We start from the raw sequence: 23,674 nt of genomic DNA on the forward strand, positions 1-23,674 counted from the left end.
CGGACCGCACCGAGCCCGGCGAAACCAAGACCACCTGCCACTTTGGAGGCACCCTGATGCCCGCTGAAAAGACCGAACCGCCGGTCACGGCATTCATGCTGGTCAAGACCACACCCGAGTGGCTCGCCCTGACCGTCCGGGAACGCGTGGACGCCTTCACCACCCAGGTCCTGCCGGTCATCAAGGCCAGGACCACCGGCGTCCGGTCACGCTTCTACGACACGGAGTTCTACTCCGCGCGTGTCACCGACGTCTGGGTGTGGGAGGCCGAGGACCACCACGCCTACCAGCTCCTCGTCGACGCACTGCGCGAAACCCCCTTCTGGGACCGCTACTTCGAGGTCGTCGACCTCCTCGTCGGCACCGAGAACGGCTACGCCCGAACCTACGGCCTCGAACCCGTCGCCACCATCACCACCTGACACACCGCCCACCCGCGCAACCGGGCCGATGGCCTCTGGCTGCTTGCGGCCAGAGGGCGTCGGCCTCCGCCAGTCCTGATGCCCCGAAGACTGATCACAACCTCGCGCAGGCAGGCCCTAGATCTGTTCCGCTGCCCACTCGGCCCACTCGCGGCGCATGGCGTTGAAGCGCAGGCCGTACTCCAGGGCGATCCGGCCGTGTGCGGACAGGCTGTCGTCGTCCCAGTCGACGGACTCCTCGACGGCCCGCAGCCGGTCGTGGCCCTGCGCGGAGACCTCGGCCAGCCACCGCAGGTAGTCGCGGGCCTGTTCGGGGGTGAGCACGCCGAGGAAGAAGACCCGCAGCAGGAGGTCGCTGCGGGCGTGTTGCACCGGCGTGGTCTCGGTGAGCCAGTGCCTGAGCTCGGCCAGTCCCGTGTCGGTCAGCGCGTACTCCTTGCGACCGCGTGCGCCGTGGGCCGTGACGGTGATCAGTCCGGCATCGGCCAGCTTGGTCAGCTCGGTGTAGACCTGGCTCTGAGTCGCCGGCCAGGCGTTGGCGAGCGAGGTCTCGAACAGCTTCAACAGGTCGTAGCCGCTGGCGGGGCGGTCCGAGAGGAGTCCCAGCAGTGCGTGTCGAAGGCTCATGCCCCCACTCTACCTTCCAATCTTGACATGTCAGATACGACCTTCTAGTTTCGACATGTCAGACAGCGGTAGTACCAACGGGGGAGTCACACCATGGCCTACGTCCTCACCTTCCTGCCCTGGATCGTCTACGCGGTCCTGCCCTCCGCCCACTGGCAGTGGGCCGCGCTTGCGGGCCTGGCGGTGGCGGTCGGGGTGATCATCAAACAGCGAGCCGCCGGGTACCGCCCGGACGCCCTGATCATCGAGTCCGGCTCGGCCGTCTTCTTCGCCGCCCTCGCGGGCCTCGCTTTCGCCCGTCCCGACTCGGCGCTGCACCCGTACTCGGCGGCGCTCTCCTCCGGGGTGCTCGCCGTCATCGCGGGAGCCTCGCTGGCGGTCCGTCGGCCGTTCACCCTCGGCATCGCCAAGCAGTCCACGCCTTCTGAGATCTGGGCCCAGCCGGTGTTCATCCGCACCAACACCGTCATCACCGCGGTCTGGACGCTCGCCTTCACGCTGACCGCCGTCGCCCTGGCCGTCATGGCCCACGCCGGCCAGGCCCACTCCACCACCGCCACCCTCGTGCAGATCGCCGGCTTCGTCGCCCCGATGCTGTTCACCAAGCGGTACATCGCCGCCGTCCAGGCGGAGAACGCCCCCCGGTAGGCGCCCGGCCGGCGGTGCAACGCGTCGAAGCCGAAGCTCCGTGAGGTCGGGGCAGCCGCCGGGGCAGTGGCGGGGGGCGAGGAAGGCCGCTGGACGCGGCCTGGAAGAACCCAGGATCTCGAGCCCACCTCCAGCCTCCCCTGCAGCGCGCCGTCCAGCTCCGTTTTGCGGCCCAGCTGCCCCTGAGCCTTTCGCCCGACCTGTTCTGGTTCGCAGTCGTGCACGAGGCGCAGTCCACGTCCGCCTGAACTCCGGTACATCCGAGGGACTCCTCACCGCGACGCCCGGCCACCGGCAGGCCATTGCCGTCCGCGACGACCTGGCCCCGCTGGACTGGGAGCGCTCGGTCAACCTGGTCCAACAGCCTCCCGTTCCGCCGGGAGACACCCGCCGGCACGTTCGAGATGGCCTTCCTCGGCGGCGTGCTCGGCATCGAACGGGACGGTGAGCCGTTCGCGGGCGTCGATGAGCGCGTGGACGGCCACCGCGACTTGCTGACGAAAAGTCAGCAAGTTCCGCGCGGTGTCTTGACGGTGCATGGACACGGCTCTACAACGTAGTCAGCTCCCCGATCCCCCACCGCCCCCGGGAGCAGTGAAAGTTCGTCTTCTCGATCCCCCTCACCGAGGAAGAGGCTTTCCCATGCGTGTTCACCGCCACCTTGCCGTCGCCGTCACCTTCGCCGCCGCCCTCTCGCTGGGCGCGGTCCCTGCCTCCGCGTCGCCGGGCCCCGCCGTCACCACTTCGGTGCTGACCACCGGCAGCGCGGGCGGCACCGCCGTCGCGGCGGGCGATGCGCTCGCCGCACCGCTCGCCGCGAACACCCGCGCCACCTTCTACTCGACCGCGACCAGCGCGACCGGCGTCACCTGCACCGTCTCCCAGCTCTCGGCCAAGGTGCTGAGCAACCCGGCGGCGCCCGGCACGGCGACCGGGTCACTGACCGGGCTGACCTTCGGCTCGTGCACCAGCAACGTCACCGGTGTCACCTCGGTCCGCAGCCTGACGGTCGGGAACCTCCCCTACGGCGTCGCCGTCGACGACGGTGCCGGGCTCCCGGTCACCCTCACCGGCGGAACCGCCGGGCCGATCCAGGCCACCGCCGTGCTCAACAGCTGGTTCGGCACCCTCACCTGCACCTACCAGCTCAGCGGCGCGTTCACCGGCAACGCCGACAACGCCGCCCACAGCCTGGCCTTCCGCAACGAGCACTTCGCCAAGAGCGGCGGCTCGGCCCTCTGCCCCGCCGACGGCTACTTCTCCGCCACCTACGGCCCCGTGACCGACACCACCCAGCCCGGCGGCCCCGCGGTCTACGTCAACTGACCCGAGCCGCCCCGACCGGCGACCCGCGGCCACCGGGCCAGGACCCGCCCGCCGTAGGGCGCGGTGTGCGCGCGATCGAGCGGATTGCAGAGGTCGCCACCGGAGCCGCCCCGCGCTTCGTGGCCGCCGACCTCGCGTCGCTCGACAACGTACGGGTGCTCGCGGCGCGGCTGGCGGCCGAAGGCCCGCTGAAGGTGCTGGTCAACAACGTCGGCGCGATGTTCGCAGAGCGGGAGCGGACCGTCGACGGGACCGAGGCGTCATTCGCCGTCAACCACCTGTCGCCGTACCTGCTGACCGAGCTGCTGCTCGATCAGCTCCGGGCCGGCGGGCCCAGCCGGATCGTCAACGTCAGCTCCGGTGCGATCAAGGTCGCCAAGCGCACCTTCGCCGCCGTCGAGCCACCGGGCGGCTACTACGGTTTCCACTGGTACGGCCGGGCCGAGCTCGCCAACCTCGCCTACACCCTGGACCTGGCCGAGCGCCTGCGCGGCACCGGCGTCACGGTCTTCGCAGCCGACCCCGGCGGCGCAGCGACCGACATGACCGACGGCACCATGACCTCACCGAAGATCGTCTCCCCGGGGCTGCGCCTGCTGTTGGCCGCTCGCGGGCGTGATGACCGGAGTCCGCCTGACGCCGGAGTTGCTTGAGGCAGCCACCTTCACCTGCGGGTCCGTCGGGATCCGCTGACCACAGCAGCCCAGCGGCTCAGGACGCTGATCCTCGACCCTGACCAGGACGGCACAACCGCTGCCGCCGGCCGGTCAACTGGTGCAGATCGCGGTCTCGTTGACGTAACGCAGCTGGGCGGTGTGGGAGTCCGCGGTGCGGCGGATGGCGAAGAGCAGTATCTGCCCGTCCTCGGCGGCGTTCCACAGACCGGTGCGGTGGTCGAGGACGGCCCACAGTCGGCGGCCACGATCGTCGGGCGGCAACTGCACACTCTCCCAGCGGCGGACGGGTGCGGTGTCGCTCATCGCGCGCCCGCGCGGCGGTCGGCGGCCGCCTTGGCGGCGCCACCCGCCACCTGCCCGTCCACGCACGTCCCGGTCATGGTCCCGACAGTAGGGCCTGCCCGGCATCCGGTCGGCCGGATCGCGCAGGATTTCCCCCGCACCCGCACAACCGGAAGGGGCATTCGAATCAATGGGGGCGCGCCACGCGCGGGCCGTGCGCCGGTACGCGCTGTTCGGACCGGCACACGGCCCGGAGGCAGCGCCGCGCCCCGGCCCCGCCCGGTGACCAGCGAGCCCGTTGGCTGCCGGCACCGCCGGGGCCCGGGCCGGGCCCCGTCACATGCGCGGGTCGGGCTTCAGCAGGGCGAACACCGCTCCGGCCGGGTCCGCCGCCCAGGCGATCCGGCCGACCTGCGGCACGTCCGCCGGCGGCATCAGCACCCGCCCGCCGCCGCCTTCGATCGCGGTGACGGTGGTGTCGACGTCCGCCACGTTGAAGTACGGGACCCACCGCGGCACCTCGTTCGACCCGGCGCCCGCCCCGTCGCCCTGCGGCGCGACCCCGCCGAAGGAGCCCTCTTCCTGGTCGCCGTCCGCGATGCTGAGCACCCGGTACAGCATCCCGGGGGCCTGCATCTCGGCGTGCCGCCACCCGAAGACGGAGGCGTAGAAGGCGATGGCCGCGGCCGGGTCCGGCACGTGCAGCTCCACCCACAGCAGGGAGTTCTCGGCGGAGGCCAGTTCCAGTCCGGGGGTCTTCCCGGGCTGCCAGCAGGCGAACTCGGCACCCTGCGGATCGGTGAACTGCGCCAGCCAGCCCTCGCCCATGACATCCATGGGCTCCATCCGCACCGTCCCGCTGCCGGACCGGACGGCGCCCGTGGTGGCCTGCACGTCGGCGCTCTGGAAATGGATCATCCAGGCGGAGGCCGCGCCCTCCTCGGTCAGCGGGCCCAGCGCGGCGACCGTCCTGCCCTGGAGCTGGAAGAAGCCGTAGCCGCCGGCCTCGGGCCCGGCGGAGACGAACTCCCAGCCGAAGACCCGGCCGTAGAAGGCGGCGGCCGCGTCGGTGTCGGGGCTGCCGAGGTCGAGCCAGTTGGGCGATCCGGTACGGAAGTCGGTGCCGAGCATGGTGTCCTCCTGGGATGTACGGGGTCCGTCCGCCCCATACGATGCCGAGCCGCCGTGCGCGGAGATCTGTACGGGCCGCACGGGACGGCAAGGTTCACCCGGACGGCAGGTCCGGGGCGGCGGGGAGCCACGCCGGGACGCGGGGCGCCGCCGGATCGAAAGCACCGGGGGTGCCCCGGTCCACCGGGCCCCACCCCGGGCAGCGGGCCGTGCACCGGGCGTTCGGGGCTCGTCGCGGTGCCGGTGTGCCTTCGCACGCTCTGCCGGCCGGGCGCGTGCGGCGGGACGATGGACGGGCCGGTCGGCAAGGGCACCTGTTGGTCGCCGTGGGCGTGCGTTGTGCGGGTGATGGCTGTTGGCTGGTGGGGACAGGTGTGCCGCTACAGGGTGAGGAGATGTGAGCATGACTGTGGTGATGTCGATGCGTTGGGTCGGGGTTACGCCGGAGCAGTACGACGTGGTGCGGGACGCGGTGGACTGGGAGGCGGTTCCGGCGGCCGGTGGGCAGGTCCATGTGGCGTGGTTCGACGCTCAGGGGCTGCATGTGACCGACGTGTGGGAGTCCCAGCAGGCGTTCGAGGTGTTTCTCGCGGAGCGGCTGGCGCCGGCGGTCGAGAAGGCCGGGATCACCGGTGCTCCCGAGACCTCCTTCGCCCCGCTCCACCGGCGGTTCGTCGCACCCGGTATCAGCGGCGCCGAGTAGACCGTCCCCGGACGGGGCCCGGGCCGGCTGGCCCGGGCCCGGCTGTGGCCGGTCGGGGCCCGTGGGGAAAAGCGGTTGCGCTGAGGGAGAGGGCGGCTAGGGTATTCACGTTCTCGCGGATGCCGTGCGAGGACCCGACGTCGAGGAGGTGTGTCCGGATGGTTGCCGCCGTGTCGCGGCGCGCCTTCGTGTGCGCGCCATACGCCTCCCTCGTTCGTCATTCTCCCACCGGCTGACAGCGCGTCATATCGGACGCACCCGGTGGGCCACTCCTCAGGAGCCACCGCAGTGCGCGAGCGCTTTGCCGACAGCGATTCCTTCTCCCGTATCCGTCCCAAGGGCGGGTCCCGGCGCGGCCGACGGTCCGACCGGTTCGACGACTTCGAGCCCGAGTACTTCCCCTCCGGGCCGGCCGAGTTCCCCGAGGGCTCTGACGACCTTGCCTCAGCCACCCCCGCTCCCGACGGCCCCGCCGAGGGCGACCGCTGGTCCACCTGGGACCGGTCCACTCCCACCGAGAAGGGACCCGAGCCGCGTCCCGCCTGGGTGGTGACCGAACTGGCGGCCGTGGACACCGAGCTCGGGATCGTGAAGACCGGCAAGGAGGCCGACGTCTTCCTGTTGGAGCGCGGCGTCCCGGGTACCGAGCGGCGCACCCTGATGGCCGCCAAGCGCTACCGGGACGGCCGACACCGGATGTTCCACCGCGACTCGGGCTACCTGGAGGGTCGTCAGCACAAGGAGTCCCGGGTCAGCCGGGCGATGGCCAAGCGCACCACGTTCGGCAAGGAGGCGATCGCCGGGCAGTGGGCGGCGGCCGAGTTCGCGGCGCTGTGCCGGCTCTGGTCGGCCGGGGTGGCCGTCCCGTACCCGGTGCAGATCACGGGGACCGAGATCCTGATGGAGTTCGTCGGCGACGCAGGCGGCAAGGCCGCGCCCCGACTGGCCCAACTCCGGGCCGAGGAAGCCGACATCGAGGACCTGTGGGAGCAGCTCGGCCGCAGCCTGTCGCTGCTCGCGATCGGCGGCTATGCGCACGGCGACCTGTCGGCGTACAACATCCTCGTCCACCGTGGACGGCTGGTGATCATCGACGTGCCGCAGATCGTGGACGTCATCGCCAACCCGCGCGGCCGGTCGTTCCTGGAGCGGGACGTGCGCAACGTCGGGGCCTGGTTCGCCTCCCGGGGACTGTCCGAGAAGCGCGTGGATGAACTGGTCGAGTCGCTCGCCGCCGACGCGCGCCTGAGGTAGCCCGCCCACGCGGGACGCCGGGGTACGGCGGGGTCGTCATGGCCGGCGCTGAGCCGCCGGGGGGCCATGACCTGTGAGGTCATGGCCCCCCGGCGGATCCGCCTGGCATCTTGACGGTTCTGACGCCCTGCTAGGGTCCGAACCTGTGACGGACAGGGTGCAGAAGCAGTACGAGGCGATGCGCGACCACTTCCGGCAGACCGCCGGGCAGCGCGGATTCACACTCGACCCGGCCCAGGAGTCCCCGGTCGAGCGGCTCAGCCGGCTGGCCGGGGAGTTGGCCCACCCGGCCTGGCGGCTGCGCCGACCGCCGCGCCATCTCTACCTCTGGGGTCCGGTCGGCCGCGGCAAGAGCTGGCTGGTGGACACCTTCCTCGACGCGCTGCCGACACCGCGCAAGCGGCGGCTGCACTTCCACGACTTCTTCCGCCGACTGCACGACGGCGTCGCCCAGCACGCCGACGGCCGGGCTGCGGACGGCTCGGCGGTGGACCGGGCGGTGGACGAGCTGCTCGGTGACAGCCGGATCCTCGTCTTCGACGAGTTCCACGCCCACGACGCGGGGGACGCGATGCTGGTCGCGCGGCTCTTCCGCGCCCTGCTGGACCGGCGGATCACCCTGGTCACCACGTCCAACTACCCGCCCGCCGGGCTGATGCCCGACCCGCTCTACCACCACCTCTTCGAGCCCACGATCAGGCTGATCGAGGAGCGGATGGACGTGCTCGACGTCTCGGGGCCGGTCGACTTCCGGCGGCAGCCCCGGTCGGAGGGCGCTCACGGGTTCGACCTCGGAGCCCGGCTCCACCCCGGCGACGAGGCCTCGGCCGGCCTGACCCCGCCCCGGCCCGAGGAGGCGGGCCGGGTGCCCGCCCACCACCGTGAACTGCCGGCCAGGGCGGTCCGTGACGACCTGGTCTGGTTCGGCTTCGAGGAGTTGTGCGAGGGCCTCACCTCCGTCGCGGACTACCTCGTACTCGCCGACATCTTTCCCGCCATCGTCCTCGACGGCGTCCCGCCCCTCTCCGAGGCCTCCCCGGACGGCCGTCGGCGTTTCGCCAACCTGGTCGACGTCTGCTGCGACCGCGACGTCCCCCTGACCCTGATCGGCGCCGACCCGCTCGCCGGCCTCCCCGCCGACTCCACCCTCATGCGCGACCTCGACCGCACCGCCAGCCGCCTCGCCCTCCTCCGGCAGCCGACGGCGTGACCGTCAGTCGACGACGAACAGGCGGGCGCCCTCCCGGGTACGTGAGCGGTGCGGCTCCACGTCGTCGCCGACCTGGTAGCTGCTCCCCGCGTGGAGCGTGACGACGTCGCCGTTCGCCAACTCGGTGGTGAGCGTCCCCTCCAGAACCAGCAGGATGTGGCCCCGGCTGCACCAGTGATCGGCTACGTAGCCGGGGCTGTACTCCACCATCCGGACGCGCACGGAACCGAATTCACGCGTGCGCCAGGTCGCGCTCCCGGATTCGCCCGGATGCTCCGACGTCGGGACCGATGACCAGTCCGTGGTCCCGAAAGGTATTCCGACCATGTCCATCTGGAGAGCCTATACGCGCTGCGCACCCCCCGAGGGGGTGACGGTCAGCTGCTCGGGTCGCCCTTCTTCCACGCGCCGACACCGAGGCGGCCCGTGGTGCCGAGGTCGAGTTCCGGGATCACCATCACCGGGTCGGCGCCCGCTTCGGCCCGGACCCTCAGGTACGGTGCGTTCACCGGGTCGGCCACGCCGGCCTCGACGGTATTGCGCCAGACCAACCCGGCGTAGGCGCTCTCGCCGGGCCCCAGAGTGACCGGCTGGGGCGGGTCGTCGGCGCCGGTGCCGGTCGCGATGGCGCTGCCGCCGTGCAGGACCTGCACGCTGTCGACGGGCCTGTGCTCCTCGTCGACGACCTGGAGTTCCGGATAGCCGTTCAGTCGGACGGTCCCCGCCCCGCAGTTCTCCAGGTGGAGGCCGAGCACCCGCAGCCCCATCGCGGCATCGCCCTCGTCGGCGTACACCCGCGTCCCGGACGACGGACAGACCCCGTGCTCGACCGACGCCTCCTTGCTCGGGACACTGCGCACCTTGGTGATCCGCACCCGCTCGCCGCCTGCCGAGGCCGACGCACCCGCGCGGGTGGGGAACGCGCCGGCCGTGTGCTGTTCGGGCGGGACGGACGGGGGCGCACTCGCCGTGACGGTGCCCGCCACGGTCCGACCGGGCGCAACGTCCGGCACCGTCTGCCTGCTGACCGAAGTCGCCTGCCCGGACCGTGACAGGTGCGTGAACGTGACCGTGTAGGTGAGGGGTTCGGCCCCCCCGGTTGGTGACTTCGAATTCGGTGCAGAGGGGGCCGGAGCCCGTGATCCTGACACCCGCCTGCTCCCGCTCGGCCGGATCCCCGACCTGCGCCGACGTCGACTGGCCGGTCGGCACACCGCAGGCGGACGTGCCGCTCGGCCGGGCTGTGGGCTGCGAGCCGCACGCGGTGAGCACCAGGGCCCCGGCGGCGAGGAGGGCGGGAGAAATGGTACGGGAGCGATGCACAAGTCGAGCTGACCATGACCGGACGTCAGGGGCCGTGACGGCAGTCACACTTCGGGCAACGGTCCTGTCACAGGGTGAGGGAAAGGTTCTGCCTGGCGGGCGCCCTCGGTGCCGTCGTGTCCTGGGCGGTGGGAAGCAGGACGGGCCGTCACCGATGTCGGTGACGGCCCGTTGCGGTCGGGATGTTCATGCGGTCAGGCTGTCGAGGGCCTGGCGGGCCCGCTGCTGGACGCGCTCGGCGCGGTTCTTGAGTCGGAGCGCGCGGACGAGACGGTCCTTCTCGGCTTCGCGAAGCCGCTCGTCGATCGTCACCCGTATCGCATCGAAGTGGTGGCTCATGGTGAATCCCCCTGTGGTGGGCGCCGTCGGCATCACCGTGATGCCAGCCCCGCGGCCGCCCTTGCGCTTCAGATTCTACACCAAGATGCGGCTCGACGCCTTTCATTAACGCCTGCTCTGGCGCTGGCCCCTTCCTATCGAAGGCGTTTCTGGTGATTGAGTCGCAGCTCCGCGAGCGCGACCAGCCGCGCCTCAGTGCCCCGATCCTGGACGTTCACCGTGATGGTGATCAGCAGGCCGGGGCTCCCGGCGCGCACTGCCCGGGGCCTGCGGGTGCCCCGGTGGCATTCCTGCGTCCGGTCGTCGTGGGGGTGCGTTGGGCCCGGGGCGCAACGCGCCGAACGGCCTACCGCAGGAACGTTCGGCTCGGCTCGGTCCGTGTTCCGCGCCTGGTTCGCGCCGCCTCCACCAGGACGCTGACGGCCGCTCAGGGCCGCGCCGTGCTGCGCCTGGCGCGGGAACTGTGCGAAGCGCCGGCCGGCGCCTGTGACCGGCCGGGCGCCTGGCCTGGATGCGTGCGCTCCTCCAGGTGTCTGGCGGTCCGTCCAGGGCTGATGGTCGCGAGCACGCGCACGGCGGCCATCTTCCGCCTGGCCTATGGCCGTTGGGGGTTCGTGACTGTCGGGACGCCTTTCGGATCCCTCCCCGGCGCCCCGGCCGAGGAGTGCGGTTGGGCGCCCGCCGATGCCTGCAATGGCGGGCCTGGCCCGCGTCCCGCTGCGCAAGGCCCCGGGGGAGGCCGACGCTCCGCCGGTTCAGCGTGGCCGCAGCCCGTCGAAGACCACCTCGAAGATCCGCTGCCGGGCCGCCGGGTCGGCTCCCAGGTGCTCCATCATCGTGCTGGTGCCGACCAGCAGGGCGATCAGTTCCGGCAGGCCCAGCTCCGAACGGACGGCCCCGGCCTGTTGTGCCCGGGCCAGGAGCTCGGCCAGCTGCGCCCGGATCTTCGTGCTGGACTCCTGCAGGGCCGCCTGGGCGTCCACCCCGGCGGCGGCGAGCGCCTGGGCGAACTCGTTCTTGCCCGCGGACTGCTCGATCACCAGTCGGAAGCAGTCGAAGAAGGCCTCGGTGGGCTCGGCCTCGGCGGCCAGCCGCGCGGTCCGGGCGGCGATCGCCTCCAGCCTGCGCACCATCACGGCCTCCAGCAGCGCCTCCTTGGTCGGGAAGTGCCTGAAGAGCGTGCCCACCCCGACCCCGGCGGCCCGGGCGATCTCCTCGGTCGGCACGCCGACGCCGCGGGTGGTGAACACCTCCGTGGCGACGTCCAGCAGCCTGGCCCGGTTGCGCGCCGCGTCCGCGCGCAGTGGGCGTCCCTGAGTACCGCTCATCCCTCCCACCCTTCCTGCCGACGGCAGAACCGCACTGGACAACCGGAGTCGCCAGTCCGTATCGTTGAAAACCTGAGTCGCTAGTCCGATTCTAGCGGCGGATCCGATGGGGGTTGATCATGTCCGAAACGCTGTCACCGCGCGCGGTCTTCCAGCAGCTGATCGAGGGAATCACCACGGGGCGGTTCGCGGAACTGGCCGAGCTCTACGCCGAGGACGCCGTGGTGGAGACCGTCTTCGAGCCGGTCGGGCCGCGCCGCATCGAGGGGCGGGCCGCACTCGAGGAGCGGTTCGCGGCGGTCTCTGCGAACTCGCCGATCGGGCTGGTCGCGACGGACGTGGTGATCCTGGAGACCGACGACCCGGAGGTGATCGTCGCCGAATGGAACTACCAGGTGCACCACCGCGTGACCGGGCGGAACTTCGCGACCGCCAACATCCAGGTGCTGCGGGTCCGCGACGGTCTGATCGTCGGCAGCCGGGATTTCCACGATCACCTGGCCCTCATCGTGGCCGGCGGCGACCTGCCGCAGCTGGTGGCGGCGCTGGACGGGAAGTAGCGCGAGCGCAGGCCGCGGGTCGGGAGTCCCCCGGAGTCCCGGCCCGCGGGGCCTTCGACTGGCCGGTGCCTCGACAGGCAGGCACGGTGGGACAGGAGAGGAGAAGCAGCGATGGCCGAGCGCGTTGTCGAGGTGGACGGGGTCCAGCTGTGCACCGAGTCCTTCGGCGACCGGTCGGATCCGCCCGTCCTGCTGATCATGGGCACCGGGGCTTCGATGCTCTGGTGGGAGGAGGGCTTCTGCCGGACGCTCGCCGGGGGCGGGCGTTTCGTGATCCGTTACGACCACCGAGACACCGGCCGATCGGTCACCTACGAGCCGGGCCGTCCCGGATACACCGGCGCGGACCTGGTCGCCGACGCCGCCCGCGTGCTCGACGCCCATGGGATTCCCGCCGCGCACCTCGTGGGTGTCTCGGCCGGAGGGGCACTCGCACAGCAACTCGCGCTCGGTGACGCCGGTCGCGTCCTGTCACTCGTGCTGATCAGCACGTCCTGCGCCGTGCCCGGCGACCGTGAGCTTCCCGCGCCGACCGAGGAGTTCATGCGGTTCGTCTCGGCCGTGCGCGTCGATTGGTCGGACGCCGCGTCGGTGATCGAGTATCAGGTCGCCTACGCGCGCGTGCTCGCGGGGGGTCGGCGCCCGTTCGACGAGACCGCCGCCCGCACCCTGGTCCGTCACGACGTCGAGCGCGCGCACGATTTCGCCTCGGCCCGCAACCACGACTCACTTCCGGACGGCGAGCTCTCCCGGGCGTCCCTGTCCTCGATCGCCGTGCCCACGCTGGTGATCCACGGGACCGCCGATCCGCTGTTCCCGCTCCGGCACGGTGAGGCACTCGCGGAACAGGTCGCCGGCGGAAGGCTCTTGGTGCTGAAGGACGCCGGCCATGGGGTCGAGCGAGCCGACTGGGCGACGATCGTCCCCGCAATCCTCGAACACACCGCCGCAGACATGGGTGCCGGTTAGGGCCTGTCCGGAGTCGTGATCACGTGGCGAGGAGAAGGGGTCGGAGGGATGACGACCGGGCTGCTGCCCAGGTTCGAGGCCGACCGCGCGGTCCGGTTCTTCGCCCGGCATCTTGGCCGGGCGGTCGCCTCGCCGGCCTGAGGTGAGCGGCAGCGGCGTCCGGTCCGCCCATCGGGCGCCGCTACCGCGCCCGGGTTGGGGCCGCGTATCCAGACCCCTCCCCGCCCCGCTCCGCCGCTGCCCTCCGGCGGTGCCGGTGGTCGCCGTGGGCTGCGGGCAGGGGCGGGGTCGCGTCTTCGTCAGGCGGGCGCCCCCGATGCGTGTCGGGTCCGCCAGGCCTGCGCGAACAGCGCGGGGAGCGGGCAGGTGGGGATCACCACGGTGTGGGCGGCGCAGGCGCGTGCGGCGTTCGGGGGCAGGAGGGTGAGCTTGTCGGCCTCGATCGGCAGCCGGGGTGCCTTCAGGTCCAGCCAGGGGCCCGGTGCGAACAGGTTGCGACCGGCTCGGGCGCGGCGGGCCTCCACGACGAGGCCGGTGGCGCGTACCTGCTGCTGGGCGGCTTTCAGTGCGGGTGCGGACCAGCCCGTCCACTGTCGTACGCGGCGGTCGGTGGGATCGGGCAGGGTGAGCAGCATCAGGTACAGCGCGGCCGCGTCGACCGGCACGCCCAGGGCGGATGAGCACTCGGCGACGGTTTCCGGTGCGCTGCGGCGTGGGTCCTGCTCCCAGCCGGGGGGCCGGCCGGCGTCGGCCGTCAGGTGGCGGCCGAGTGCGTCGAGGTCGCCGGAGAGCAGGATGCGCAGGTCCGTCAGGGCGGGCAGTCCGGAGCCTGCGGGAAGTGCCTGGGACGGCAGCAGGCGGTCGAAGTAGTCGTCGAGCGTGTCGAGGGCCGGGTCGTCCGGGCCGGTGAGCAGCTCCGGGCGCACCAGGACATGCCACTGCCCCATCGCCGCATCGTCCACCACCTCGACGCCGGGCAGTGCGGCCAGCGGTCGCAGGGACGGCGGCTGGCCCGTGGACGCCCGGCGGTCGGCGGAGAACACGCGCCACGGCGTCGCACCGCCACCGCTCTCCGCCGCAGCGGCGGCCGCGCGGAGGGCGGCGGCGCCGAGCGCGGGCCGCAGCGGGTGGCCGGCGGGTGTGCGGTAGGCCAGCCACGCCATCGCGTACGGCGAGGCGTGCGGCGCAGGCGCGCTGTCCGGGCTCGATGCGGGTGCGACGGCGGCGGCCAGCAGCGAGGTGAGCCGTCGGCGGCGCCTGCGGGGCCCGGCCGGGCCCGGATCCACGGTGGGGCCGGGGCCTGCCGGGGCCCAGGGGCCCTTGGGGAAGCGGATCTCCCGCCCGGCTTCCGCCATCAGCTCGGCGGTGACCGGGAGGGTGCCGAACCGTTCCTCCCACCACGTCACGGCCCGGTCCAGGTCCGGCCCGTGCGTCCAGAGCCGTTCCGGCCGGTCGGGGATCAGCCGGGTCCTGATCTCCCGTACCGCGTCGGGTCCGATCTGGTTGCCGACCTCCTTCTCGGTGGCATCGGGGTAGTCCCGGTGGTGCTGCCGGACGGCGAGCAGGGCACCCGCCTCGTCGGCCGTCAGGGCGAGCCGCCGGGCGAGTCCGTCGGCCGCTTCGGGCCGGAGGGGCAGCGGTCCCCGTTCGGCGAGCAGCCCGAGGTAGGTGTGCAGCCACTCGGCGTCGGCCGCCGCGGCCAGCTCGTGCCGGGCCTCCGGGACGCAGCCGGCGGCGGCCAGCGGGCCGTCGTGCGGGAAGGTGCCGGACGGCGCGTACTCCAGCAGTTCGGACCGGTTGTAGCTGCTGTGGAGTACGACGGCGACCGAGAGCGCGGTGCGGTACACGTGGCCGACCGGGGGCGTCTGCCGGTCGGCCGGACGCGAGACCCTGACGGTGCGCCAGCGTCCGGGCCCCTGCTCGGCGACGAACGGCAGCTCGGCGTACTCGCGCAGCCGTTTGCCGCTCACGGTGTCGCCGCGCAGCACCTCGGTCTGCGGGTCGATGACCAGGTACGGGAAGGCGGCGGGCGCGCCCGGGAGGATGGCGCTGGGGTGGTCGAGGTCGCCGTCCCACGGTGGGCCTCCGGCGGTGGCGCGCAGCAGGCGGCCGAGCCGGACCCGCGCCGGCTCGCCGGCGAGGTCGGTGGCCCGGTCGGCGGAACGGTCCGCGCGGTGACCGGTGGCGGGGCCGGTGGCGGGGCGGGCGGCGTCCGCGCCGCGGGCCCCGTGCGGGTCGGCGGCCGGGTCAACGGCCGGGTCGGCCTTCGGGGTGAGCAGCGGGACGAGGTGGGCGAGGCCGTTGCGGCAGTTCGCGGCGATCTGCACCAGGCGGCCGAACTCCACGTCGACCTGATCCTCCTCGACCTCGAGGAGCCGGCCGATCCGCTGGCGGACCATGCCCGCCACACCGTCCCGGAAGACGGACCGTGCCTCCACTCCGCCGAGCAGGAGTTCGGCGCCCGCCCGGTCCAGCGGGCGCTCCGGCGCCGTCCGGGCCACGGCGTCCAGCAGCAGCGCGGCGACGTCCACGGCGGCCAGCCGCTCGGCCCGGCCCGGGTCGGCGAGGAGTTCGACGGCGGCGCCGATGTGCATGAAGCGGGCGAGCATCAGCGCCACCTCGTCCAGGTCCAGGACGGGCAGTTCGGTGAGTTCCTCCTCGCACCACTGCGTGAGGACGCGGCGGCCGAGGTCGGTGTTCACCAGCGAGGGGACTTTGGCCCAGCCCTTGGGGTCGTGCGGCTGGTACCAGAGGTTGTGCGCGTCGCCGCCGTTGGTCAGCTCGAACTCGGCCCGCAGCAGGGCCCGGATCTCCGATTCGAAGCGCGGATCGGCGGTGAGGGCTCGCAGTTCGGTAAGCGGGGCGACGTCGATGTGGTGCAGGTGGGGGTCCGCGAGCCGCGGCGGCGGGTCGGCGACGGGCGCGCCTGCGGCCAGCAGGAGGTCGAGGAGACCCAGTCGGAGGGGGCTCAGACCGCTCCTGTCCCGTCGGCCGATGTAGGGCAGGTTCACGGGCACGCCGTCGGCGGCGATCCGGGACGTGAGCAGTTCGGCGAGCCGGTGCAGCCCGGGGACCGGGCGGTGCCTCCGGTCGGCCAGCGTGACGAGGCGCTGGAGCCAGTCGGCGGCGGTGCCGGGCACCGGGCCGTCGGCGCCGGCCGGTCCGGTGAGCAGGGCCAGCGCTCCGGTCCGCTCCAGGTAGGCCATGGCCGCGGTCGACTCCAGTACACCGGGCGGCGGCCCGGCGGCGACCACCTGCTGGGCCAGGCGGGGGAGTTCGGCGCGGACCAGGTCCCACGCGCGTGCGGCGAGCAGTGCCGTCCAGAACTCGGTGGCGCCGTCGCTCCACAGGTCGCGGGCGGGCAGCAGCCGGACGGCCAGACGGGCGAGTTCGCGGTCGGGGTCGAGGCCGGCGGCACGGGCGGTGCGTGTGATGTCGGCGGCGAGCTTCGGGCGCACGCCGTCACGGACCGTGCGGTCGGCGAGCAGGGTCAGGGTGCGGCGGGCCGCGTCCTGGTCGGCGCCTCGCGCGGTGACCTGCTTGACGCGTTCGCGCAGGGCGGTGTCGGTGAGTGCGCCGACGGCGTCCATGGCCGCGTAGCGGGCGTCCAGCCACTGCTGGTCGACGCGTTCGGCGGCGGTTCGTTCGGCGGCCCTGGCCCGGCCGAACCATGCTGCCGCGTCGGTTCGTTCGCCGCCGTGGCGCAGGCACTGGTCGGCGAGACCGTCCAGGAAGCAGCGCAGCAGCGCCGGTTCGGCGCGGGCGACCTCCTTCAGCACGGCGTCCAGGTCGCGCTTGACGTACACCCGCCAGCCCGCCGTCGTCCGTTCGAGGCGCTCGACGTAGTGCAGCACCTCCTGCGTCCGGGTCGGGTGCCCGGCCAGAGCGGACTCGGGGAAGGGCATCGCCTCGGGCGCCGGCAGACCGGTCGGCCGGCTGCCGACCGGCTCCCAGCCCCGGCACGTCATCAGGAGGTCGCGGTGGCGGGCCGCGGCCGCGGTGGTGAGCAGGATCCGCACGTCGTCCGGGAGGGCGGGGTGGCGGTAGGAGCGGGCGATCAGGGTGTCGTCGGTGTCCGGCCGTGGACTCCCGGGGACGGTGGGGGCGAGGCCGGCCGCCGTCAGCGCGGCCTGCCAGGCGCTGTCCGCCGAGAGCACCTCGACGAGTTCGCCCGGCACCGAGACGGCCTCCCGGACCAGACGGTCGGCCTCCTCCAGGCACACGCGGCGGTGGGCCACGACGCCGTCGGCGAGGGCGACGAGCCGTGGCAGCCGCGGGTGGGCGGCCAGCGCGGCCGGCGCCTTCTTCAGCGCCCGTCCGCGCTCGTTGCGATGGACGACCCGCCCGTCCTCCAGCCGAGCGGTGTATCCCTCGGCGCTGATCTCCCAGCCCATGGTGCCGTGCCCCCTTGATGATCGTCTGCCGGTCCGGGCAGCCTAGCGACCACCTCCGACGGTCCGTCCGGTCGGGCGCCCGCGGTACGGCCCGCGGGGCGGCGCAGGTGCGCCTCCGGTGGTCTCCGGCGCCGCCGGTGCTTCCGCTGTCGCCTGACAAGGACTCAGGCCACGGTGTTCGGAGAGCGCGGGCGCCCGGCAACACGGCCGGCAGGCAGCCGCAAGGGGTCGAGCGGGATCCGTTCACGGCTGCTGCCAGGGGGCGCCGACCTCACCGCCGCTGTCCGGAGTTCCGGCCAGGGCCGGGGGAGCGATACGAACCCCTGACAGGCTGGCCGGATTCCGGTCTCTTCGGGGCTTGCCGGTGCGGATCCTCTCAACCGGCGTCGTCGAGAAGCAGTTTCGCGGCCACCGTCGTCCCGTCGGTGCGGATCGTGTCGGCCACGGCGGCTGCGCGTGCGCGGGTCTCGGGGGTCAGGGCTGTCCTGAGCGCGGTCGACAGGGACTCGAAGGTGGCGGCGGGGTTGTCGTGTGCGGCGCCGATGCCCAGATCGGCCACCCGGCCTGCCCAGTACGGGTGGTCTCCTGCGTGGGGTACCACCACCTGAGGTGCACCGGCCCGGGCGGCTGTCGTCGTGGTGCCCGCGCTGCCGTGGTGCACGACGGCGGCCGTCCGGCGGAACAGTGCCTGGTGGTTGACCTCGCCGACGGTGAAGCAGTCGTCGCGGTCGTCGATCGGGGCCAGCTCGGCCCAGCCGGGGGAGAGGACCGCGCGGCGGCCCTGTGCGCGGATCGCCTCGACGGCTGCCCGGACGAGGTCCTGCGGGGCGCTCACCGGCGTACTGCCGAAGCCCACGTACACCGGTGGGGCGCCGGCGTCCAGGAACGCCACCAGATCGTCCGGGAGCGGGCGTTCGTCGGTCTGGATCCACGCGCCGGTCTGCACCACGTCGAGGTCGGTGGGCTGCCACGGGGACAGGACGGGGTCCGTGGCCAGCCACGGCCGGTCGGTGAAGGCGTAGTCGCGGACGTTGTCCACCGCCGGCAGGCCGATCGACGCCCGGTTCGTGTTGAGGACCTCGCCGAACATCGTGTTCGCGATCTGCGCGTCCAGGTCCCACAGTGCCCGGTTGTCGGTCGCGTCCGGTGGCAACGGCCGGCCCCGCCGTGCGGGCGGTCGGCGGTACGGCGAAGGCAGGAGGACCGGCTGGTGGCTCACGTGCACGTAGCGGATGCCCAGCTTCTCGGCCACCGACCGCGAGCCGGCGGTGACCGGCAACGGCCCGGCCGCCACCAGCACATCACACCCCTCGGCCGCCGCGGCGACCGTGTCGAACTGGGCGGCCATCAACTCGGCCACACGCTGTGCCAGCCCCTCCGCCGACCCCGGGGTGACGGTGGTCACCAGTGGGCGCACCGGCCGGCCGGTCGGTACCAGCGGCACGCCGAGTCCGGCCAGCCGCGACGCGAACTCCTCGTCCGGCGGCGCGCACACCCGCACCTGCGCGCCGAGTTCCCGCAACCGCACCGCGAGTCCCGCTATCGGCTCGACGCTCCCGCGCGACCCGTACGTCGAGAACAACACGCGCATTCCTTGACTCCCCGTTTTCGTGATCTCGGCTCAGGTCGACGATTCTGCGGCACGACCCGGGTCTTGCCGCAAGGCCCCCGGTGCGCTATATGTTGATCATGGAAGGGAGTGGGCAGCCCTTTCTTGCGAGGACACGGACGTACCGCGCACCGCGTACGGCGGTGGCGTCGGCCCGGGAGGATCTCCCCTGCGCGGGGGCCGGCCCAAGCGACTGGAGGGCAGGGCCGCCGTTGCCGACTACATGCGCCACTACCCCGACCACGTCGACGTGCACGACTTCCCCGACGTGACGATCCACCGGACCACCGTCCCCGAGACGACGTGGTCGAGATGCGCGTGGTCGGGCGCCTGGTGAAGACGGGCAGCCCCTTCGACATGACGTACATCGCCGTGGTCACGGTCGAGGGCGGGCTCATCACGTCCTACCGCGACTACTGGAACCCGCTCGCCGTCGAGCAGCCCGGCGCCGACTTCGCAGGAGCGAACCGATGAACACCCTCAGCGCCACGCTGGTGATCGGGGCCACCGGCACCACCGGCAGCCGGGTCGTCGCCGGGCTGATCGCCGAGGGCCACCGCGTCAAGGCCGCCGGCCGAAGTGCCACCCCGGTGGAGGGCGCACAGGCCGTCCGCTTCGACTGGGACGAGCCCGCGACCTGGGGTGAGGCCCTCGACGGCGTCGACCGGCTCTACCTCGTCCCGCCGATCGGCTCCTCGGACCCGGCCGCGGCCATGCTGCCCTTCCTCGACCAGGCCCGCGCGGCCGGCGTGCACCGGGCGGTGCTGCTCAGCTCGTCCGCGATCCCCGCCGGCGGTCCGGCGGTGGGCCGGGTCCACCAGGCACTGCCCGGTCTGTTCGAGCAGTGGGCGGTGCTGCGGCCCTCCTGGTTCATGCAGAACTTCACCGGCTCCACTCCCCACGCACGCAGCATCCGCGAGGACGGCGCCATCTGGACCGCCACGGGACAGGGCCGGGTCGGATTCATCGACGCCCAGGACATCGCCGCCGTCGCCGTTCCAGGCCGGCCAGCATCGTGGCGAACTCCACCGGTATCTCCGCCGCCCAGCGGTCGCGCAGTTGCTCGAAGGTCAGCTTCCGATGCACCAATCGCCGACGGTACCGAGGACCGCACCACGGACACCGTCCAGCGCCTCACCGGCCGCCTCCCGGGCACGCTGCGCGCCTTCCTCGAACGAGAGGTGCCCGGCGGCCGCTGAGGTCCGAGGCGAAGCCACCTCCCCGGGGCGCGCGCCGCCACTCGCACGATCCCACCGGATACCATGACGCGTTCCGGGGACCCCGGACAGCCCCAGGACGGACAGCCCCAAGACGGAGGAGGGCCGTGGCCCAGCGGACCGAGCGCGCGGACGCGCTGCGCAACCGAGAGGCCGTCCTGGCCGCTGCTGACGCCCTGTTTGCCGCCAGCAGCAGCCCCCACGGCGTGTCGATGGACGACATCGCCGTGGCCGCGGGTGTCGGCAAGGGCACGCTGTTCCGCCGCTTCGGTGACCGCGCCGGTCTGATCGGCGCCGTGATCGCCTCCCGCCTGGAACCCCTGCAGCAGGCCGTGCGGGAGGCGCAGGACGCCGTCGGGTCCTCGCCGCGGCAACGGGTGCTGGACCTCCTCGACGCCTCGCTGCGCTTCAAGATCGAGAACCGGCACCTGATGTCGGCCGCGGAGGAGGCCGGGCTCAGCAGTCCGTACCGGGCCGAGCACTACGCCTGGTGGCACGAGATCCTCCGTGCGGCGCTGGAACAGGTGCCTGGGGTCCCCGGCGCGGATTTCACCGCCCATGCACTGCTGGCCGCCATCCGCGCCGACCTGGTGGCCCACCTGATCGACGATCAGCGGATGACGCCCGAAGCGCTGCGGGCCGCGCTCGCGGCCTACCTCGACAACGTCCTCGGCAGCCGCTCCGATCCGGCCGGCACGCGCAACGAGGCGTGAGCAGACCGCTCGTCAGCTACGGGCGGCGGCGGCCGCGAGGTCGTCGACGTGCACGGAGCTCCAGGTCAGGACGGCGGCCGGTCCGCCGTGCGGGCACGCGGGGGTGGCAGGCGGAACAGGCCCTTCAGCCTGCGGAGGGCCTCTTCGTCTCCGGATGCCGACGCGGCGCCGGTCTCGATCGCCTCCGCGATCGTGAGGCTCTGCCCGGTCAGGCGGAGGAATGCCTCCCGGCCGATCGTGATGGTCGCGTCCGGGTGCTGGGCCGGTCCGTGCAGTGCCTCGATCGCCCCGTCATCGATGCGGGCGTGGAACGGTTCGTCGTCGACACGGAACTCGTACACCGCATGGAGTCCGTCGGCGGCCCCGGTGTCGAAGCAGGCTCGTAGCCCGAGTACGGCCCAGCCCGGATGGAACGTCTCGCTCTGGCGCCGTTCGCCCATCGCCCACCTCAGGCCCCACCGGGCCAGCTCCAGGATCGCCGGTCCGAGTTCCTCGCCTGCCTCGGTGAGGGCGTATGCGGAGGTCCGGGCAGGCGGGGGGAGGGTGATCCTGTGGGCCAGCCCCTCGCGTTCCAGGTGCTTCAGGCGGGCGGCCAGCAGTCCGGTGCCGAGGCCGCGCAGGCTGGCCTGCAGGTCGCCGAACCGCTTGGGGCCGGTCAGAAGTTCGCGGATCAGCAGCAGCGTCCAGCGCTCGCCGACGAGGTCGAGGGTGCGCGCGGTTGCGCAGTACTGGTTGTACGTTCGCTGTTCCACTTCGTCATTCTAGACTTCGCGCTTCCTGTTCCTGATCGACGATGCGTCGAGGAGTATCCGGCTGAGCGGCTCCGGATCGGTCAGCATCACGTCGTGCGGGCCGCCCAATTCGTGCGTCCGGTATCCGACGGCCTCGCCGAACCGGTCGAACGGATAGGTCTGCGGCGTGCAGTAGACGGCGGTTCCGGGAATCCGGTCGACGGCCCCGCTGAGGCGGGTGGGCTCGGTGAACGTGCGCAGCGGCTGGGGGAGCAGGCGGGCGGCCAGCCAGGCCGCGATGTCGGTGTCGACGATGCCGAACGCCGCTGGGGGCGGGGCCGGGATCCGCCAACCGTCCCCGAGCGTCTCGGCCGCCGTACGGGCGGCGTCGACGAAGGTGTCGGGTGCCAGGCTGAACATGCTGGCGCCGTCCGGTCCCGCCCATCCGTCCACGAGGACGACGTGGTCGACGGCTCCGGGCCGTGCGTCGGCGGCCTCCCGTACGACCAGGCCCGCGTAGCTGTGCCCGACCAGCACGAGTCCGTCCTCCGCCTGGAGGGTGTCGAGGGTGGCGATGACCGCCTCGGCGTGGTCGTGGAGGCCGTGGTCCCCGGGTGCGCCGAGGTCGGGGGTGAGCGTGCGTGCGCCGGCGGCGTGCAGCAGCGGGACGATCCTGTCCCAGGCCCAGGCCCAGGGGCCGTGCCAGGCGCCGTGGACGAGGACGAAGGTGGTCATCGGTGATCCTCCGCGCGCGGTCCGGTCACAGGGCTGTCGCCGGCCCGGAACGGGGCCGGCTGCTCCTCCCGTCGTGCCTGGGCGAGGGGCCGCCCAGGGTCGTGCTCATCCGGAACGGTCTGCTCCCGCGTCGGCAGCGGGTAGCCGGTCTCCAGCCTCGCCATCGGCCCTCCCAGTCGGTGTGAGGACCCCGATCGTACGCCATTGACTTCTTGTTTTTGAAGTGTCAGATTCACACTCCGGTAGCCAGTTGGCGACCACTCAGGTAGCAATGACGGGAAGGGAGTTCGGGATGACCAAGGCGCTGTACACGGCACAGGCGCACGTCGCCGGAGGCCGGAGCGGCCACGGGCGCACGGACGACGGACGGCTGGATCTGGACCTGCGGCAGCCCAGGGAGCTGGGCGGGGACGGTGAGGGCGCGAACCCGGAGCAGCTGTTCGCCATCGGTTACGCCGCCTGTTTCGGTGCGACGCTCGCCCTCGTCGGGCAGCGCGGCAAGCTCACCGCGGACGACGCGGAGATCGACTCGTCCGTGTCGCTGATCCCGGTCGACGGCGGGCGCTTCCAACTCGGCGTCGAGCTGCGGATCTCACTGCCCTCGGTCACCGACGAGCAGGCGGTCGAACTGGTCGGGACGGCCCACCAGGTCTGTCCGTACTCCAACGCCACGCGTGACAACATCGAGGTGGCGCTGGTGGTCAACGGCAGCCGGCTGTGACACCGGCCCGCTCCCCTCGACGGGGGAGCGGGCGTCGCCACCGACGTCACGTCGGCCGGGCCCGCCGGTGCTGCCGCCGCCGCACCCGACGAGAGCCCGCGGCCGCCGCGTCCGTCCCGGAGGATCGACCCCCGGTATGTGCACTGCTCGTGACCGTCACGCGTCCGGCTCCCCGGCGCCGACCGGACGCGCCGCACCGTCAGCAGCCGTGACTGGCAATGGAGTTGATTGCGAGGATCCCGTCGGCGCGCGCCCCCGAGCAGGTGCAGCAGCGCGCGCTCCGCAGCCGGGCCGGCCCGGCCAGGGCCCCGCACGGGACCGAAGCGGGACCGGTACCTCAGCCGGTCGGGACAGCGGGCGGGCCACAGTGAGGCAAGGCCCGGTCGCCCGGTCGGGCCGCGGCCGGTGTGATCGCGGTGTGAAGGAGGTGAACTCTCAGATGCAGAATGTGCTCTCCCTGATCGACCTCGCGCTCGACGAGGACGACGCCGAGCGGGGCCTGTTCGGCCCCGTCGGTATCTCGTGCTCGATCTCCAGCGGCGTCAGCAACGCCTGCTGACCGCCGTGGCCCGGGCCGGTCCGCTGCGGCCGGCCCGGGCTCCCCGCGGGGCCGTGGCTGCCTCCGGACCGAAGAGGAGGTGAACTCCCGGATGCTGAATGTGCTCTCCCTGATCGACCTCACGCTCGACGAGGACGACACCGAGCGGGGTCTGTTCGGGCCCGCCGCCTATGTGTGCTCCCTCTCCAGCGGGGTC

At 72.7% G+C, this 23,674-nt stretch carries 24 protein-coding genes and 2 pseudogenes; 14 read left to right on the top strand and 12 right to left on the bottom strand.

Features of this window, described 5'->3' with window-relative positions; all coding sequences use genetic code 11:
- Positions 1-56 precede the first annotated feature (56 nt).
- Positions 57-422, top strand: a complete 366-nt coding sequence (locus OG871_RS35825; protein WP_371502534.1) for a darcynin family protein — start codon at positions 57-59, stop codon at positions 420-422.
- A gap of 117 nt (positions 423-539) precedes the next feature.
- Here OG871_RS35825 and OG871_RS35830 read toward each other — a convergent pair whose 3' ends face one another.
- Positions 540-1,049 carry a PadR family transcriptional regulator gene (locus OG871_RS35830; protein WP_371502535.1) on the bottom strand — a complete coding sequence of 170 codons (510 nt, stop codon included), beginning with the start codon at positions 1,047-1,049 and terminating at the stop codon, positions 540-542.
- Positions 1,050-1,142: 93 nt separating this feature from the next.
- Here OG871_RS35830 and OG871_RS35835 point away from each other — a divergent pair, with 93 nt between their 5' ends.
- Positions 1,143-1,697, top strand: coding sequence for a hypothetical protein (locus OG871_RS35835; RefSeq protein ID WP_371502536.1), 555 nt, complete (start codon positions 1,143-1,145; stop codon positions 1,695-1,697).
- A gap of 347 nt (positions 1,698-2,044) precedes the next feature.
- On the opposite strand, the gene OG871_RS35840 is transcribed toward OG871_RS35835, so the two are convergent.
- The gene (locus tag OG871_RS35840) at positions 2,045-2,236 is read right to left on the bottom strand and encodes a hypothetical protein (protein WP_371502537.1); all 192 of its coding nucleotides are present in this window, start codon (positions 2,234-2,236) and stop codon (positions 2,045-2,047) included.
- Positions 2,237-2,339: 103 nt separating this feature from the next.
- Between OG871_RS35840 and OG871_RS35845 the strand changes: the two genes are divergently transcribed.
- The 3 genes and pseudogenes from OG871_RS35845 to OG871_RS35855 all read left to right on the top strand — a co-directional run bounded on the left by OG871_RS35845 (position 2,340) and on the right by OG871_RS35855 (position 3,716).
- Entirely contained in the window at positions 2,340-3,023 is a 684-nt protein-coding gene (locus OG871_RS35845) for a Tat pathway signal sequence domain protein (RefSeq protein ID WP_371502538.1), read from the top strand.
- A 65-nt stretch (positions 3,024-3,088) separates the two neighbouring features.
- Positions 3,089-3,622: pseudogene (locus OG871_RS35850) on the top strand (SDR family NAD(P)-dependent oxidoreductase); the annotation flags it as partial.
- A 19-nt stretch (positions 3,623-3,641) separates the two neighbouring features.
- On the top strand, positions 3,642-3,716 hold the full coding sequence (locus OG871_RS35855; protein ID WP_371503508.1) for a DUF6461 domain-containing protein: 75 nt from the start codon (positions 3,642-3,644) through the stop codon (positions 3,714-3,716).
- Positions 3,717-3,790: 74 nt separating this feature from the next.
- Here OG871_RS35855 and OG871_RS35860 read toward each other — a convergent pair whose 3' ends face one another.
- Together OG871_RS35860 and OG871_RS35865 are read right to left on the bottom strand one after the other, a co-directional pair.
- Positions 3,791-4,003, bottom strand: a complete 213-nt coding sequence (locus OG871_RS35860) for a hypothetical protein (RefSeq protein ID WP_371502539.1) — start codon at positions 4,001-4,003, stop codon at positions 3,791-3,793.
- Between the two features lie 315 nt (positions 4,004-4,318).
- Positions 4,319-5,113: a VOC family protein gene (locus OG871_RS35865; protein ID WP_371502540.1), complete on the bottom strand. Its 795-nt coding sequence runs from the start codon at positions 5,111-5,113 to the stop codon at positions 4,319-4,321.
- Positions 5,114-5,516: 403 nt separating this feature from the next.
- On the opposite strand from OG871_RS35865, the gene OG871_RS35870 reads away from it, so the two are divergent.
- From OG871_RS35870 to zapE, 3 genes are all read left to right on the top strand, one after another.
- Positions 5,517-5,816 (top strand): hypothetical protein, encoded by a 300-nt coding sequence (locus tag OG871_RS35870; protein ID WP_371502541.1) that lies wholly within the window; start codon positions 5,517-5,519, stop codon positions 5,814-5,816.
- A gap of 288 nt (positions 5,817-6,104) precedes the next feature.
- The gene (locus OG871_RS35875) at positions 6,105-7,070 is read left to right on the top strand and encodes a serine protein kinase RIO (RefSeq protein ID WP_371502542.1); all 966 of its coding nucleotides are present in this window, start codon (positions 6,105-6,107) and stop codon (positions 7,068-7,070) included.
- 145 nt (positions 7,071-7,215) lie between these two features.
- On the top strand, positions 7,216-8,280 hold the full coding sequence (zapE, locus tag OG871_RS35880) for a cell division protein ZapE (RefSeq protein WP_371502543.1): 1,065 nt from the start codon (positions 7,216-7,218) through the stop codon (positions 8,278-8,280).
- 3 nt (positions 8,281-8,283) lie between these two features.
- Here zapE and OG871_RS35885 read toward each other — a convergent pair whose 3' ends face one another.
- The 4 genes from OG871_RS35885 to OG871_RS35900 all read right to left on the bottom strand — a co-directional run bounded on the left by OG871_RS35885 (position 8,284) and on the right by OG871_RS35900 (position 11,270).
- On the bottom strand, positions 8,284-8,613 hold the full coding sequence (locus tag OG871_RS35885; protein WP_371502544.1) for a DHCW motif cupin fold protein: 330 nt from the start codon (positions 8,611-8,613) through the stop codon (positions 8,284-8,286).
- Between the two features lie 44 nt (positions 8,614-8,657).
- A complete protein-coding gene (locus OG871_RS35890; RefSeq protein ID WP_371502545.1) occupies positions 8,658-9,266 on the bottom strand; it encodes a DUF4232 domain-containing protein in 609 nt (202 codons plus the stop codon).
- Positions 9,267-9,789: 523 nt separating this feature from the next.
- Entirely contained in the window at positions 9,790-9,942 is a 153-nt protein-coding gene (locus OG871_RS35895; protein ID WP_371502547.1) for a hypothetical protein, read from the bottom strand.
- A gap of 755 nt (positions 9,943-10,697) precedes the next feature.
- Positions 10,698-11,270: a TetR/AcrR family transcriptional regulator gene (locus OG871_RS35900; RefSeq protein WP_371502548.1), complete on the bottom strand. Its 573-nt coding sequence runs from the start codon at positions 11,268-11,270 to the stop codon at positions 10,698-10,700.
- A 119-nt stretch (positions 11,271-11,389) separates the two neighbouring features.
- On the opposite strand from OG871_RS35900, the gene OG871_RS35905 reads away from it, so the two are divergent.
- Both OG871_RS35905 and OG871_RS35910 read left to right on the top strand, forming a co-directional pair.
- A complete protein-coding gene (locus tag OG871_RS35905; RefSeq protein ID WP_371502549.1) occupies positions 11,390-11,830 on the top strand; it encodes a nuclear transport factor 2 family protein in 441 nt (146 codons plus the stop codon).
- Between the two features lie 111 nt (positions 11,831-11,941).
- The gene (locus OG871_RS35910; RefSeq protein WP_371502551.1) at positions 11,942-12,799 is read left to right on the top strand and encodes an alpha/beta fold hydrolase; all 858 of its coding nucleotides are present in this window, start codon (positions 11,942-11,944) and stop codon (positions 12,797-12,799) included.
- Between the two features lie 299 nt (positions 12,800-13,098).
- Here OG871_RS35910 and OG871_RS35915 read toward each other — a convergent pair whose 3' ends face one another.
- Positions 13,099-17,193: a hypothetical protein gene (locus OG871_RS35915; RefSeq protein ID WP_371502552.1), complete on the bottom strand. Its 4,095-nt coding sequence runs from the start codon at positions 17,191-17,193 to the stop codon at positions 13,099-13,101.
- A 376-nt stretch (positions 17,194-17,569) separates the two neighbouring features.
- A complete protein-coding gene (locus OG871_RS35920) occupies positions 17,570-18,784 on the bottom strand; it encodes a glycosyltransferase (RefSeq protein ID WP_371502554.1) in 1,215 nt (404 codons plus the stop codon).
- A gap of 196 nt (positions 18,785-18,980) precedes the next feature.
- On the opposite strand from OG871_RS35920, the pseudogene OG871_RS35925 reads away from it, so the two are divergent.
- From OG871_RS35925 to OG871_RS35935, 3 genes and pseudogenes are all read left to right on the top strand, one after another.
- Positions 18,981-19,276: pseudogene (locus OG871_RS35925) on the top strand (nuclear transport factor 2 family protein); the annotation flags it as partial.
- Positions 19,273-20,001 carry an NAD(P)H-binding protein gene (locus OG871_RS35930; RefSeq protein WP_371502555.1) on the top strand — a complete coding sequence of 243 codons (729 nt, stop codon included), beginning with the start codon at positions 19,273-19,275 and terminating at the stop codon, positions 19,999-20,001. The pseudogene OG871_RS35925 and the gene OG871_RS35930, both read left to right, overlap by 4 nt.
- 125 nt (positions 20,002-20,126) lie before the next feature.
- Positions 20,127-20,732 (top strand): TetR/AcrR family transcriptional regulator, encoded by a 606-nt coding sequence (locus OG871_RS35935; protein WP_371502557.1) that lies wholly within the window; start codon positions 20,127-20,129, stop codon positions 20,730-20,732.
- Between the two features lie 65 nt (positions 20,733-20,797).
- Here the strand turns inward: OG871_RS35935 and OG871_RS35940 are convergent, their stop codons facing one another.
- Positions 20,798-21,484: a winged helix-turn-helix transcriptional regulator gene (locus OG871_RS35940; RefSeq protein WP_371502558.1), complete on the bottom strand. Its 687-nt coding sequence runs from the start codon at positions 21,482-21,484 to the stop codon at positions 20,798-20,800.
- Positions 21,485-21,493: 9 nt separating this feature from the next.
- Positions 21,494-22,198, bottom strand: coding sequence for an alpha/beta fold hydrolase (locus OG871_RS35945; RefSeq protein WP_371502559.1), 705 nt, complete (start codon positions 22,196-22,198; stop codon positions 21,494-21,496).
- Positions 22,199-22,490: 292 nt separating this feature from the next.
- Between OG871_RS35945 and OG871_RS35950 the strand changes: the two genes are divergently transcribed.
- Positions 22,491-22,919 carry an organic hydroperoxide resistance protein gene (locus OG871_RS35950; RefSeq protein WP_371502560.1) on the top strand — a complete coding sequence of 143 codons (429 nt, stop codon included), beginning with the start codon at positions 22,491-22,493 and terminating at the stop codon, positions 22,917-22,919.
- Positions 22,920-23,674 lie beyond the last annotated feature (755 nt).

The organism is Kitasatospora sp. NBC_00374, assembly GCF_041434935.1.
Lineage (GTDB): Bacteria > Actinomycetota > Actinomycetes > Streptomycetales > Streptomycetaceae > Kitasatospora.